This is a genomic window from Stenotrophomonas sp. GL_101 (assembly GCF_057835675.1).
Genome location: NZ_CM174432.1, coordinates 4,052,962 through 4,066,833 on the forward strand (window position 1 = coordinate 4,052,962; position 13,872 = coordinate 4,066,833).

The following is a 13,872-nucleotide window of genomic DNA, read 5'->3' on the forward strand; positions in this document are numbered from 1 at the left end:
GTCTCATCCGCGCTCGTGCCAACCGCCGCCCAGTACCTTGTACAGCGCGACCTGGTTGGACTGCTGCGCCAACTGGGTACTGACCAGCGACTTGCGCGCGGTGTAGGCCGTACGACGCGCATCGAGCAGGGTCAGGAAGCTGTCCAGGCCGGCGTCGTAACGGGCCTGCGACAACTGCTGGGCCTGGTTGGCAGCAGCCACCAACGCCTGCTGCGAGGCCAACTGCGCATCCAGGCTGTCGTTGAGCGCCAGCGCATCGGCCGTCTCGCGGAAGCTGGACTGGATCGCCTTCTCGTACTGCGCCAACGCGATGTCGCGATCCGCGGTGGCCATGCCCAGGTTGGCGCGCAGCTTGCCGCCCTGGAAGATAGGCAGGGTGAGCTTGGGCATGAAGCTCCACACGCCGGTGCCGCTGTCGAACAGGTTGGACAACTCCGAGGATGCCGAACCGATGCTGCCGGTCAGGCTGATCGAGGGGAAGAACGCCGCGCGGGCCGCCCCGATGTTCGCGTTGGCCGACAGCAGCGTGTGCTCGGCGGCCATCACGTCCGGGCGTCGCAGCAGCACGTCGCCGGGCACCCCGGAGGGCAGCGGCTGCAGCGCGGCGACGTCGGTCACTTCGGCCATCGGCAGCAGGTCCTCGCTCACTGGGCCACCGGCCAACAGCACCAGCGCGTTGCGATCCTGCGCGACCTGCCCGGCAAACCGCGCCACGTCGGTGCGCGCGGTTTCCACCAGGGTACGGGTCTGGCTCAACTCCAGCTGCGAGGCACCGCCCAGCTGGCGACGCGCCTCGGTCAGGCGCAGTGAATCCTCATACGTGGCCAGGGTGGCCTGCGCAATCCGCAACTGCTCCTGGTCCGCGCCGAAGGTCAGCCAGGCGTTGGCCACTTCGGCGACCAGGCTCAGCTGTGCGCTGCGCCGATTGGCGGCCTGCGCGAAGTACTGCTGCAGCGCAGCCTGGCTCAGGTTGCGAACGCGACCGAACAGGTCCAGTTCGAATTCGACCACGCCCAGGTTGGCGCTGAACTGCTCGCTGACCGGGACATCGCCACCGCTGCGGGTCATCTGCCCCTGCACGCCGAGCGCCGGCACGCGGTCGGCGCGCTGCACGCGGTACTGCGCCCGCGCCCTTTCCACGTTGAGCACGGCCACGCGCAGGTCGCGGTTGTTGTCCAGCGACTGGGTGATCAGCGACTGCAGGCGCGGGTCGACGAAGAACTCGCGCCACCCGATATCGGCCACCTCCACGGTAGCCACCGTGCTGCCGGCGACCGTGGCCGGCCACTGCGCCGGGATCGCCGGGGCGACCTCGGTGCTGGCCGGTACCAGGGTGGCGCAACCGGCCAGTGCGATCGCCACGGCCACGGCGAGCAGGGAAGAAGCCTTATTCATGGGTGCCACCTTCCGGCGTGTCGCCGTTGTGTTGCGTCGTGGTCGTCGCCTGGGTGCCGTCCTGGCGCAGTTTGCGGTTGAACAGGCGCTGCACCACGACAAAGAACAGCGGGATGAAGAACAGGCCCAGCACGGTGCCTACCACCATGCCGCCGAGCACGCCGGTACCGATCGCGCGCTGCGCGCCGGAACCTGCACCGGAGGCGATCGCCAGCGGCAGCACGCCCAGGCCGAAGGCCAGCGAGGTCATGATGATCGGGCGCAGGCGGTCACGCACGGCATGCATCGTCGCCTCGATCAGGCCAACGCCCTTCTCGAGGTTTTCCTTGGCGAACTCCACGATCAGGATCGCGTTCTTGCTGGTCAGGCCCACCGTGGTCAGCATCGCCACCTGGAAGTAGATGTCGCGCTCCATGCCACGCATGGTGTTGGCCAGCACCGCGCCGAGAATGCCCAGCGGCGCCACCAGCAACACCGAGGTCGGCACGCTCCAGCTTTCATACAGGGCGGCCAGGCACAGGAACACGATCAGCAGCGACAGCGTGTACAGCAGCGGCGTCTGCGAACCGGCCTGGCGTTCCTGGTAGGACAACGCGGTCCATTCGATCTCGAAGCCCGGCGGCAGGTCCTTGGCCAGGCGTTCGATTTCGTTCATCGCATCGCCGGAGGCCACGCCGCTGGCCGGCTCACCCTGGATCTCCATCGCCGACACACCGTTGTAGCGTTCCAGGCGCGGCGAACCGTAGTCCCAGCGCTTGGACGCGAAGGCACTGAACGGCACCATCTCACCCTGCGCGTTCTTCACCGACCAGACGTTGAAGTCGTCCGGGTTCATGCGGAAGTCCGCGTCGGACTGCACATAGACGCGCTTGACCCGGCCACGGTCGATGAAGTCATCGATGTAGCTGCTGCCCCAGGCAGTGGCCAGGGTGGTGTTGATCGAGGCGACCGACAAGCCGAGCGCATTGGCCTTTTCCACGTCCACGTCGATACGCAGCTGCGGGGTATCTTCCTGGCCATTCGGGCGCACGTTGGCCAGCAGCTTGCTGCCGCCGGCACCGCCGAGCAGCTGGTTGCGTGCATCCAGCAGCGCCTGGTGGCCCTGGCCGCTGTTGTCCTTCAGGAAGAAGGTGAAGCCCGAACCGATACCCAGCTCCGGCATCGCCGGCGGCGGGAAGGCGAAGATGAAGGCATCCTTGATCTGGCCCAGCGAGGCCATTGCGCGACCGGTGATCGGGCCAACGCCCTGGTCGGCATCGCGATCCTTCCAATCCTTGAGCTTGATGAAGGCCATGCCGGCGTTCTGGCCCATGCCGGCGAAGCTGAAGCCCTGCACCGCGAACACCGATTCAACGGCCTTGGTTTCGTTGTTGAGGAAGTGATCTTCCAGCTTGCCCATCGCTTCCAGCGTGCGCTCCTGGGTGGCGCCGACCGGGGTCTGCACCAGCGCCATCAGGATGCCCTGGTCTTCATTGGGCAGGAACGAACTGGGCAGGCGCATGAACAGCAGGCCCATCACCAGCGCCAGCACGGCGAAGATCGACATGAACCGCCACGGCCGCGCCAGGATGCCCTTGACCCCGCGCTGGTAGGTGTCGCTGGAGCGGTCGAAACCGCGGTTGAAGCCACCGAAGAAACGACCCGACCAGCCCTTGTGCGCGACGTGGTGCTCGCCCTTCTTCAGCGGCTTGAGCATGGTGGCGCACAGCGCCGGGGTCAGCACGATGGCCACCAGCACCGAGAGCGCCATCGCCGACACGATCGTCGCCGAGAACTGCCGGTAGATCACCCCGGTGGAGCCGCTCATGAAGGCCATCGGCACGAACACCGCCGACAGTACCAGGCCGATGCCGACCAGCGCGCCGGTGATCTGGCCCATCGACTTGCGCGTGGCTTCCAGCGGCGACAAGCCCTCTTCGGACATGATCCGTTCGACGTTCTCCACCACCACGATGGCGTCATCCACCAGCAGGCCGATCGCCAGTACCATGGCGAACATGGTCAGCATGTTGATCGAGAAACCCAGCGCGGCCAGGATGCCGAACGTGCCCAGCAGCACCACCGGCACGGCGATGGTGGGGATCAGGGTGGCGCGGAAGTTCTGCAGGAACAGGTACATCACCACGAACACCAGCACGATCGCTTCGAGCAGGGTCTTGATCACGCCCTTGATCGAGACCTGCACGAACGGGGTGGTGTCATAGGGCACCACCGATTCCAGCCCGGCCGGGAAGTTCGGCTTCAGTTCTTCCAATGCCGCGCGCACGCCGTTGGCGGTAGCCAGCGCGTTGGCGCCGGTGGCCAGGGTGATGGCGATACCGGTGGACGGCTTGCCGTTGTAGCGGGTGACGAAGTCGTAGCTTTCCGCGCCCAGTTCAACCCGGGCCACATCGCCCAGGCGCAGCTCACTGCCGTCGGTGCCACCGCGGACCAGGATGTTGCGGAACTGCTCGGGGGTCTGCAGGCGGCTCTGCGCGTTGATGGTGGCGTTGAGCTGCTGGCCCTTGATCGACGGCGCACCGCCGAGCTGGCCGATGGCGACCTGCGCGTTCTGCGCGGTCACCGCCGCGGTCACTTCATCCACCGACAGCTTGTAGGTGTGCAGCTTGTTGGGGTCCAGCCAGATGCGCATGGCGTACTTGCCGCCGAACACCTGGATGTTGCCCACGCCCGGTACGCGGCTGAGGGTATCGACGACATTGGAACCGACGAAATCGGAGATGTCGTTGGCATCCATGCTGTTGTCGTTGGAGACAAAGCCGATCACCTGCAGGAAGCCGCTGCTCGACTTGGCCACGTTGATGCCCTGCCGCTGCACTTCCTGCGGCAGCAGCGGAGTGGCCAGCTGCAGCTTGTTCTGCACCTGCACCTGGGCGATGTCCGGGTTGGTGCCGGACTCGAAGGTGAGGGTGATGGTGGCCTGGCCATTGGCCGAGCTGTTGGAGGAAAAGTAGATCAGGCCATCGATGCCCTTCATGTTCTGCTCGATGATCTGGGTCACCGAGTCTTCGACCACCTTGGCCGATGCACCCGGATAGGTGGCGCTGATTTCGACCGCGGGCGGGGCCACTTCGGGGTACATCGAGACCGGCAGCTTCACCACGGCCAGCGCACCGGCAAGCATGATGATGATCGCGATCACCCACGCAAAGATGGGGCGATCAATAAAGTAACGAGCCATTGGATTCTCCGCTTACTGCTTGTCGGCCGGGGCCGGCGCTGCCGCCGGTGCTGCGGCCGGCTTGGCCGGCGCGGCGCCCATCTCGGTGGCCTGCACGGGCATGCCCGGCTGGATCTTCTGCAGGCCTTCGACGATGACCTTGTCGCCTGCGTTCAGGCCATCCTCGACCAGCCACTTGCTGCCAACCGCGCGGCTGACCTTGACCGGCCGCACTTCGACCTTGTTGTCCTTGCCGACCACCATGGCGCTGGTATCGCCCTTGGGATCGCGGGCGATGCCCTGCATCGGCACCAGGATGCCGTTCTCGCGCACGCCGCTGCCGACCTGGGCGCGCACGTACATGCCGGGCATCAGGATCTGGTCGGGGTTGTCCACCTTGACCCGCAGCGCATAGCTGCCGGTGGTCGGGTCGACGCTGACTTCGGAGAACTCCAGCGTGCCCTTGTGGCCGAACTCGGTGCCGTCATCGAGCAGGATGGTCACCGGCAGGGTCTGGTTGTCCTGCAGGCGGCCGGCGGCCAGCTCGCGGCGCATCTGCAGCAGTTCGCTGGCCGACTGGGTCAGGTCGACATAGATCGGGTCCAGCTGCTGCACGGTGGCCAGCGCATCGGCCTGGCCGGCACTGACCAGCGCGCCCTGGGTGACCGACGACTTGCCGATGCGGCCGCTGATCGGGGCAGTGATGCGGGCATAGCCGAGGGTGACGTTGGCGGCATCGAGCGAGGCGCGGGCGGCGCCGACATCGGCTTCGGCCTGCTTGAGTGTGGCGATCGCGTTTTCGTTGTCCTGGGTACTCACCGCCTCGACCTTGGCCAGTTCGGCGATGCGCCGCGCGCTCAGCCGGGCCGCATTGGCGGTGGCTTCGGCACGGGCCAGCTGGGCACGGGCGCTGTTGGCCTGGGCGCGGTAGCTGGCGTCGTCGAGCTGGTACAGGGCCTGCCCGGCGCTGACCAGCCCGCCTTCGGTGAACAGGCGCTTGGCGACGATGCCGCTGACCTGCGGGCGGACTTCGGCGACCAGGAACGCATTGGTGCGGCCCGGCAGTTCGCGGGTCAGACCGACCTGTTCGGCCTTCAGGGTGGCAACAGTGACCTGGCCGGGGCCGCCTTGCGGACCCTCCTGCTCACCACCGCCACAGGCGGACACGGTCAAGGCAATCGCGAGGGACAGCGCGAGGAGACGGTACGGGGATCGGGACATGGTGGGGGCTCGAGGTAAACAAAAAGGGGCGCCCCCAAACGCACTCCCCCGCTGAAAAGCGACGAAATACAGTTAAAAGGACGACAAATATCGGCAAATCCTGCCTATGGCCCGGAAAACGCACAGGCGCGGTCCATACCCAGGATCAGTGGGACGCAAATATACATACATGCATGTTTGTTTGTAAAGCGGTACAATTCAGGTTGGTTTCATCCAGCAACTGCAGAGCGCATGGCCAGAAAGACCAAAGAAGAGGCCTTGGCCACCCGTGCGGGCATCCTCGACGCGGCCCAGGCCTGCTTCCATGAATACGGCGTTGCCGGCACCAGCCTGGCGATGATCGGCGCGCGCGCGGGCTATACCCGCGGGGCGGTGTACTGGCACTTCAAGAACAAGACCGAAGTGCTGACGGCGATGATCGACCGCGACCGCATTCCGTTCATCGAGCGGCTGCGCCGCACGACCTCGGCCAAGCGCACCAACCCGGTGCTGGACCTGCGCTCGGCGCTGCTGGTGTCCTTCGGCGAGCTGGCCGAGGACGAGCGCCTGCGCAACATGATGGAAATCATGCTGCGCAACGATCTGTCGGTGGAAAGCCAGGCGATGAAGCAGTTGCAGCTGGATGCGTCGCGCGAAGAGCTGGGCATTTTCGCCGCCGCCTTCGAACGTGCACGCGAGCTGGGTCAGCTGCGCGATGGCGTGGACGTGGACACGGTGTCGCGGATCGTCAGCACCAGTCTGACCGGCGTGCTGTACAGCGCGATGCTGGAGCCGGAGCTGTTCGATCTCCAGCGCGATGGCACCGAGACGCTGGATGCGATCTTCAGCGCATTCGTGAAGCCGGGTGTATTCACCCCGGGTGCGCCGCCGACGGCATTGCCGACGGACGACGAAGCGTAAGGCAACGCACACTGGTTTTCCCGATCCGCTACGACCGGTAGAACCGACCGTTGGTCGGCTGCTTTTGCTTTTGCTGTCGCTGTTGCGATTTCGGTCGGGCACCGCGCTGGCGTTGGGGCCCCTTCACGGCCGGCACGCCCTTGGCGCAAATGTCCCCCGGCCGCCTGCAGCGGCCTCCTCCTTGATTTTGCCCAAGGACGTGCCAGCCGCGAAGGGGCTCGGCTTGCGGTTGGGAACAGCGTCACCACCAACGGTGGTGACCTACCGTGGTAGGGGGATCTCGCCGTGGTATTGGCATCGGTCCGGGGCAAGGGCATCTGTGCCCACGCGTTGAGAACCACCGCAAACCCGTAGACCCCCGCCATGCGTGTATACCGCTCTTGGCACACCGCAAGCCGAGCCGCTTGGCGGCCGGCAGGTCCTTGGCAAAATATAGGTTCATCGCGGAATAGCGTGGAGCTTTTGCCGGCTCCCGTTACCCTTGAAGCCTGAAATCAGGGCCTCAGGGGTCAGGTCATGCTGGATCGGAAGACGATTGAGAGGCTGGGTGGCTGGGAAGGCTACCGGGTGGAGCGGATCGCCTGGCCGGAAGGCGACAGCCGGACCGTCACTATCTACCTCAAACCCACGGCCCGCACGATGCATTGCGAGCACTGCGGGAGCCGATGCCGGCAAGTGCACGAGACGACGGTGCGCCGGGTACGCGATCTGCCCCTGATGGCATTGCGCGTTGCGCTGGTGGTGCCGCGACGGCGCGTCTGGTGCCCCCAGTGCGCTGGGCCGCGCCTGGAGAAGTTGAGCTGGCTTGGCCGCTACCAGCGGGTCACTGACCGGCTGGCCGAAGCGGTCAGCCAGTTGCTGGTATCCAGCAATATCCTGGCCGTGGCACGCTTTTTCCAGTTGGGCTGGCATACGGTCAAGGCACTGGATAAAGCCTTGTTGCGTGAGTCTGTCCAAGCCCCGGACTGGAGCCAGATCCACTACCTGGCGATGGACGAATTTGCGCTGCACAAGGGTCACCGCTATGCAACGGTCGTGGTGGATCCGATCAGTCGCCAGGTACTTTGGCTGGGCAACGGGCGCTCCCGCGATACGGCGCGTGCCTTTTTTGAGCAGCTTCCCCCGGGCGTTTCCGAGCAATTGCGCGCCGTGGCGATCGACATGACGACGGCCTATGAAGTGGAGATCCGGGCCAACTGTCCCAATGCCGAGATCGTCTTCGACTTGTTCCATGTGGTGGCCAAGTACGGTCGCGAAGTGATCGACCGGGTTCGCGTGGACCAGGCCAACAAGCTCCGGCACGACAAGCCTGCGCGCCGTGTCATCAAATCCAGCCGATGGCTGCTACTGCGCAATCGCAGCAACCTGGACCGGCATCAGACGGTGCGGCTGGATGAGCTGCTGGAAGCAAATCAACCGCTCCTCACCACCTATCTGATGCGTGATGAGCTCAAGCGACTGTGGTTTTACCGCCATCCCGGATGGGCCAGGAAGGCTTGGAACCAGTGGCTGGAGCAGGCCCAGCGCAGCGGAATCGCCGCCTTGGCGCTGTTTGCACAACGGCTCAAAGCCTATCTGCATGGGATCGTGTCGCGTTGCCGACACCGCCTCAATACCAGCATCGTCGAAGGCATCAACAACACCATCAAGGTCATCAAACGCCGGGCCTACGGCTATCGGGATCAGGAGTACTTCTTCCTGAAAATCCGTGCAGCGTTCCCCGGTATTCCGCGATGAACCAAAATATAAGGAGGAGGCCGGCGCCGCAGGCGTCGGCCGGGGGACATTTGCACAGGGGCCTGCCGGTCGCCAAGCGGCACCGACGCTCGCGCAGAGCGTCACCACCAACGGTGGTGACCTACCGGGCAGGGGCATGCCCTACCGGGCAGGGGCATCACCGGTCGGGCACGGTATGACCTGCCCGCAGACGACAAGCAGCCGACCAACGGTCGGCTCTACCGGCCGGTAAGCCGGCTTTTACAGGATGTAGCGGCTCAGGTCCGGGTCCTGCACCAGCTCGCCCAGGTGTGCGTCCACGTAAGCCTTGTCGATGCTGATGGTGTCGCCATCGCGGTCCGGCGCTTCGTAGCTCAGCGAATCCAGCAGGCGCTCCAGCACGGTATGCAGGCGGCGCGCCCCGATGTTTTCCTGGCGCTCGTTGACCTGGAAGGCGATCTCGGCCAGACGATCCACCGCATCGGCGGTGAACGTCATCGACACCCCTTCGGTCTGCAGCAGCGCTTCGTACTGCTTGGTCAGCGCCGCCTTCGGCTCGGTCAGGATGCGCACGAAATCGTCCTTGCTCAGCGCGCCCAGCTCGACCCGGATCGGGAAGCGGCCCTGCAGCTCCGGAATCAGATCGCTGGGCTTGGCCAGGTGGAACGCACCGGAGGCGATGAACAGGATGTGGTCGGTCTTGATCGTGCCGTACTTGGTCGACACGTTCGACCCTTCCACCAGCGGCAGCAGGTCGCGCTGCACGCCTTCGCGCGATACATCGCCGCCGGAGGACCCCGCTTCACCACGCTTGGCCACCTTGTCGATCTCATCGATGAACACGATGCCATGCTGTTCGCAGGCCTCGATCGCCGCGCTGCGGATATCGTCCTCGTTGACCAGCTTGCCGGCCTCTTCCTCCACCAGCAATGGACGTGCGGCCTTGATGGTCAGCGTGCGCTTGTGCGCCTTGGCGCCGCCGCCGAGGTTGGCGAACATCGACTTCAGCTGCTGGCCCATTTCCTCCATGCCCGGCGGCGTCATGATGTCCATGCTGACATTGGCCGTCAGGTCCAGCTCGATCTCGCGGTCATCCAGCTCGCCGTTGCGCAGCATGCGGCGGAACTTGATGCGGGTTTCATTGTCCTGCGAGGACGGCTCGTTGCGCGCCGCTTCGGCATCGAAGCCGATGCCGGCACTGCGCCGTGGCAACAACGCATCGAGGATGCGGTCTTCGGCACGTTCCTCGGCCTGGTTGCGCACGCGCACCTTGGCCTGCTCGCGGTACAGCTTGACTGCCGTGTCGGCCAGGTCGCGGATGATCTGCTCCACGTCCTTGCCAACGTAGCCGACCTCGGTGAAACGGGTAGCTTCAACCTTCACGAACGGCGCGTTGGCCAGCGTGGCCAGGCGGCGCGCGATCTCGGTCTTGCCGACACCGGTCGGGCCGATCATCAGGATGTTCTTGGGCATCACCTCGTTGCGCAGCTCGGCGGGCAGCTGCATGCGCCGCCAGCGGTTGCGCAGCGCGATGGCCACCGCACGCTTGGCGTCGTGTTGGCCGACGATGTGGCGGTCCAGTTCCTGCACGATTTCGCGCGGGGTCATGGTGGCCGAAGAGAGTTCAATCTTGTGCGGCATGGGTGTGCTCACGAATGAATGTAGTTTGTCGAGGTTGCCGGCCAGCGGCCGGCACTACGCCATGTATCGGGTGGAGAGCGTGGTAGTGCCGACTGTTAGTCGGCAACTGAACATCGGCAACCACGCACACATGTCAACGTTCAGGAAGTTGCCGACTAACAGTCGGCACTACCGCTGTAACGCTTCGCGTTACAGCTCTTCGACCACCACGTTGCGATTGGTGTAGATGCAGATGTCGCCGGCGATGTTGATCGACTCGGTGGCAATCGTCTTCGCATCCAGTTCGGTGTGCGCCAGCAGCGCACGCGCGGCCGACAACGCGTAGGAACCGCCGGAGCCGATCGCGATGATGCCGTCTTCGGGTTCGATCACATCGCCGGTGCCGCTGATGATCAGCGAGGTGTCCTTGTCGGCCACGGCCAGCAACGCTTCCAGCTTGCCCAGGCGGCGCTCGGTGCGCCAATCCTTGGCCAGTTCCACGGCGGCACGCTGCAACTGGCCGTGTTTTTCCAGCTTGGCTTCAAACAGCTCGAACAAGGTGAACGCATCGGCGGCAGCACCGGCGAAACCGGCCAGCACCTGCCCGTCGCGCCCCAACCGGCGCACCTTGCGGGCGTTGCCCTTCATCACCGTGTGGCCCAGGGTGACCTGGCCGTCACCGGCAACGGCGACATGCCCGTTGCGGCGCACCGAGATGATCGTGGTGGCGTGGAATACGTTGGGATTCTGACTGGGGTCCATGGTGCCTCCGGGTAGCTGTTGAAGGGACATGGGGCCGCCAGCGGGCGGCATCAACCCTGACGGTGTGGCTGCCGTTCAGCGCTTGGCGTGCGCCGGGCGTGTCGGCTCCGGCTCGATGCCCCAGGCCTCATACCAGTCCTCGCCCTGGCTTTCGAGCGGATGCTGGGTGCGCCCGGAGCCGTTGCCGCACATCAGCGATTCGGCCGCGCAGTAGCGGTCACAGCCCCAGCAGAGGCGTTCGGGATGCTTGGGGTGGAGCGGGAACGGCTTGGCCATGCAGATCGCCTCCTGACCACGCCACTATGCGCCGCGCACGCCGCCACCGCCCTGATCAAGATCAAGATCAAGATCAAGCACGCATGCTTGCGCAGTGGTCTGTTCAGGCCGCCGTCGGTGTGCTGTCGCCACTGCCCTTGCGTCGTTTTGCACGGGGGTGCGCGGCGTCGTACACCTTGGCCAGGTGCTGGAAATCCAGGTGGGTGTAGATCTGCGTGGTGGCGATATCTGCGTGGCCAAGCAGCTCCTGCACGCCGCGCAGGTCGCCGGACGATTCCAGGATGTGGCTGGCGAAACTGTGCCGCAGCATGTGCGGATGGACGTGCTTGAACAGCCCTTGGCGCTGGGCCAGCTGGCGGATGCGGATCTGCACGGCGCGCTGGGTGATCGGCCCTCCCTTGCGCCCCGGGAACACCGGCTGCGCATCGCCGCCGCCGCTTTCGCCGCGCCACCCCTCCAGCGCCGTGCGCGCGTGCGAGCCAAACGGCACCCGGCGCTGGCGATTGCCCTTGCCCAGCACATTCACCAGGCCGGTGGCGAAATCCAGGTCGCGCCAGATCAACCCGCACAACTCGCTCAGCCGCAGCCCGGACGAATAGAACAGCTCCAGCAGCGCGCGGTCGCGCAGGCCCAGCGGCACGTCGGTGGGCAATTCGACCAGTTGCACTGCTTCGTCGGCATCGAGAACCTGCGGCAGTTTGCGCGGCGCCTTGGGCGCCTTCAGGCCAGCGGCAGGGCTGGCCTCGATGCGGCGGTGCTTGAGCAGCCACGCATAGAAGCTGCGGCAGGCCGACAGGCGGCGCTGCAGCGATTTCGGTGCCAGGCCGCGGCGATGTTCGGCGGCGATGAACTGGCGCAACTGCTCGCCGTCGAGCGCGACGATGTCAGCGCCCTGGGCCCAGGCCGTCAACGCGTCGAGATCGCGCCGATAGGCATCCAGAGTGTGCGCGGACATACGGCGCTCCACCTGCAGGTGCGACAGGAACTCGGCCGCGGCATTCATGGGTACACCCCTGCCCGGCTCAGTCGCGCTTGTAACGACTCAGCGCCACGGCCAACGCTTCGCCCATCATGCGCAGGAACAGCGTGCCCATGCCGGGATAGAAACGATTGGCATCGTGGCTGCCGACCGCGATCAGGCCCACGCCGGGCAGCGGCAGCAAGGCACTGGACTGCACTTCCTCGGCGCGCGCGGCGTACAGCACGGTGTTCTTTTCGGCCTGCAGGCGGCCGCAGATCGGCTCGCCATCCTTGAGGCAATCGCGGAATGCACCCAGCAGCGGGCTGGCTTCTTCGACCACTTGCAGCCAGGGCGCCTGTTCCAGGCCCGGGACCGGGTGCAGCACGACCAGGCGGACCAGGTCGCCAGCGAAATCCTCTTCCAGCGAGGCCGCCATCGCCCGCAGCGTATCGGCCGCGGTGCCCTGTTTCATCAGCGCCAGGGTCAGCTGGTGGGTACGCACGGCCAGGCGTTCGTTGGCCTGGGCATTGGCGGCCAGCTCGACGTGCCGCCGCGACAGTTCACGGTTCTTGTCGCGCAGGACCTCCAGCTGGTAGCTGGCCAGCGAGGCGGTCGGGCCGTCGTCGCGTGGCACCACCAGGGTGAGGGCCAGGTCCGGGAACTGCTTGAGGAACCCGGGGTGCCGCCGCAGCCATGCGGCAACTTCATGCGCACCGATCTTTTCGACGGTCTCGTTCATGCGTTCCACTCCCCTTCAAAGACAAAGGCTGCCGGGCCGGACATCACCACCTGGGCGCCACTGGCCGGCCACTGCAGGCGCAGCGTGCCACCTGGCAGGGAAAGCGTGGCATCGCGCTCGAGCCGGCCGCGCTGCATCATCACCACCGCGGCGGCACAGGCACCGCTGCCGCACGCCAGGGTTTCGCCGACACCGCGCTCGAACACCCGCAGCCGCGCATGCCGCGGATCGATGACCTGCACGAAGCCCACGTTGACCGACTGCGGGAAGGTAGCGTGCTGCTGCAGCAGTGCGCCGAGGCGTTCGACCGGGGCGGCATCGATCAGGCCGACTTCGATCACCGCATGCGGGTTGCCCATCGACACCGCGCCGAAGCGCACCGTATCGCCCTGCAGCGGCAACAGGTACTCGTCGCGGGCACGCGCAAAGCCGAGCAGCGGCACCTGGTCTGGCTCGAAGCGCGGCACGCCCATGGCGACCGAGTACTGGTCATCGTCCAGGCGTTCGATGGCATGGGTTGCCAGCGGGCTGTCGATGCTGAACCCGCTGCCGTCCGCCGCGCCGTCGCGCACCAGCCAGGCAGCCACGCAGCGTGCACCGTTGCCACACTGCTCGGACTGCGAGCCGTCGGCGTTCCAGATCCGATAGGACGCCACCGAGCCTTCCGCGCGCGGCGGTTCGATGGTCAGGATCTGGTCGCAGCCGACGCCGGTGTGGCGGTCGGCCAGGCGCGCGGCCAGGGCCGGGGTGGGCGCGGCGGCACCGTTACGCAGGTCCAGTACCACGAAGTCATTGCCGGCACCGTGCATCTTGCTGAAGCGCAGCGCCGTGGAAGCGGCCTTATCCATTCCCGTCTTCGGACTTCAGCGGCGCGTCGACCGGATCGGGGACCACCGGCGGATCGTCGGTGGCATCGGTATCGGCCGGGACGGCATCGGCGGCGGGCTCGACCACTTCTTCGACCGGCACCGGCTTCTGCGGCAGCACCAGCGGGCCCTTGTTGCCGCAGGCGGCAAGGAGAAGCAGCGAGAGCGCTGCCAACGGAATGAGGATTCGATTGCGATGGGGGATGCTCATGCCCCGAGTATAGCCGGGGGGCGCGTCAAGGCATGCGCGCGGCCG

General features: G+C 65.9%; 12 protein-coding genes. 2 read left to right on the top strand and 10 right to left on the bottom strand.

Annotation, left to right across the window (positions count from 1 at the left end; all coding sequences use genetic code 11):
* Positions 1-3: 3 nt before the first annotated feature.
* From AC3IR9_RS17820 to smeD, 3 genes are read right to left on the bottom strand one after another with little or no spacing between them, the layout of a single operon-like run.
* On the bottom strand, positions 4-1,395 hold the full coding sequence (locus AC3IR9_RS17820; protein WP_489292395.1) for an efflux transporter outer membrane subunit: 1,392 nt from the start codon (positions 1,393-1,395) through the stop codon (positions 4-6).
* A complete protein-coding gene (gene smeE / locus AC3IR9_RS17825; protein ID WP_489292397.1) occupies positions 1,388-4,576 on the bottom strand; it encodes a multidrug efflux RND transporter permease subunit SmeE in 3,189 nt (1,062 codons plus the stop codon). The genes AC3IR9_RS17820 and smeE overlap by 8 nt, the downstream gene beginning before the upstream one ends.
* Before the next feature lie 12 nt (positions 4,577-4,588).
* A complete protein-coding gene (gene smeD, locus AC3IR9_RS17830) occupies positions 4,589-5,776 on the bottom strand; it encodes a multidrug efflux RND transporter periplasmic adaptor subunit SmeD (RefSeq protein ID WP_489292398.1) in 1,188 nt (395 codons plus the stop codon).
* Between the two features lie 231 nt (positions 5,777-6,007).
* On the opposite strand from smeD, the gene AC3IR9_RS17835 reads away from it, so the two are divergent.
* A complete protein-coding gene (locus tag AC3IR9_RS17835) occupies positions 6,008-6,676 on the top strand; it encodes a TetR family transcriptional regulator (RefSeq protein ID WP_489292399.1) in 669 nt (222 codons plus the stop codon).
* 516 nt (positions 6,677-7,192) lie between these two features.
* The gene (locus AC3IR9_RS17840; RefSeq protein ID WP_489291085.1) at positions 7,193-8,413 is read left to right on the top strand and encodes an ISL3 family transposase; all 1,221 of its coding nucleotides are present in this window, start codon (positions 7,193-7,195) and stop codon (positions 8,411-8,413) included.
* A gap of 240 nt (positions 8,414-8,653) precedes the next feature.
* Here the strand turns inward: AC3IR9_RS17840 and hslU are convergent, their stop codons facing one another.
* From hslU to lptM, 7 genes are all read right to left on the bottom strand, one after another.
* Positions 8,654-10,033: an ATP-dependent protease ATPase subunit HslU gene (gene hslU / locus AC3IR9_RS17845; protein ID WP_489292401.1), complete on the bottom strand. Its 1,380-nt coding sequence runs from the start codon at positions 10,031-10,033 to the stop codon at positions 8,654-8,656.
* A gap of 189 nt (positions 10,034-10,222) precedes the next feature.
* On the bottom strand, positions 10,223-10,774 hold the full coding sequence (gene hslV, locus AC3IR9_RS17850; protein WP_489292402.1) for an ATP-dependent protease subunit HslV: 552 nt from the start codon (positions 10,772-10,774) through the stop codon (positions 10,223-10,225).
* 75 nt (positions 10,775-10,849) lie between these two features.
* On the bottom strand, positions 10,850-11,050 hold the full coding sequence (locus tag AC3IR9_RS17855; RefSeq protein ID WP_489292404.1) for a DUF3079 domain-containing protein: 201 nt from the start codon (positions 11,048-11,050) through the stop codon (positions 10,850-10,852).
* A 103-nt stretch (positions 11,051-11,153) separates the two neighbouring features.
* Positions 11,154-12,053 (bottom strand): tyrosine recombinase XerC, encoded by a 900-nt coding sequence (gene xerC, locus AC3IR9_RS17860; RefSeq protein WP_489292405.1) that lies wholly within the window; start codon positions 12,051-12,053, stop codon positions 11,154-11,156.
* 19 nt (positions 12,054-12,072) lie between these two features.
* A complete protein-coding gene (locus AC3IR9_RS17865) occupies positions 12,073-12,750 on the bottom strand; it encodes a DUF484 family protein (RefSeq protein WP_489292406.1) in 678 nt (225 codons plus the stop codon).
* Positions 12,747-13,598, bottom strand: coding sequence for a diaminopimelate epimerase (gene dapF, locus AC3IR9_RS17870; protein ID WP_489292407.1), 852 nt, complete (start codon positions 13,596-13,598; stop codon positions 12,747-12,749). The genes AC3IR9_RS17865 and dapF overlap by 4 nt, the downstream gene beginning before the upstream one ends.
* Positions 13,591-13,827, bottom strand: coding sequence for an LPS translocon maturation chaperone LptM (gene lptM / locus AC3IR9_RS17875; protein WP_489292409.1), 237 nt, complete (start codon positions 13,825-13,827; stop codon positions 13,591-13,593). The genes dapF and lptM overlap by 8 nt, the downstream gene beginning before the upstream one ends.
* Positions 13,828-13,872 lie beyond the last annotated feature (45 nt).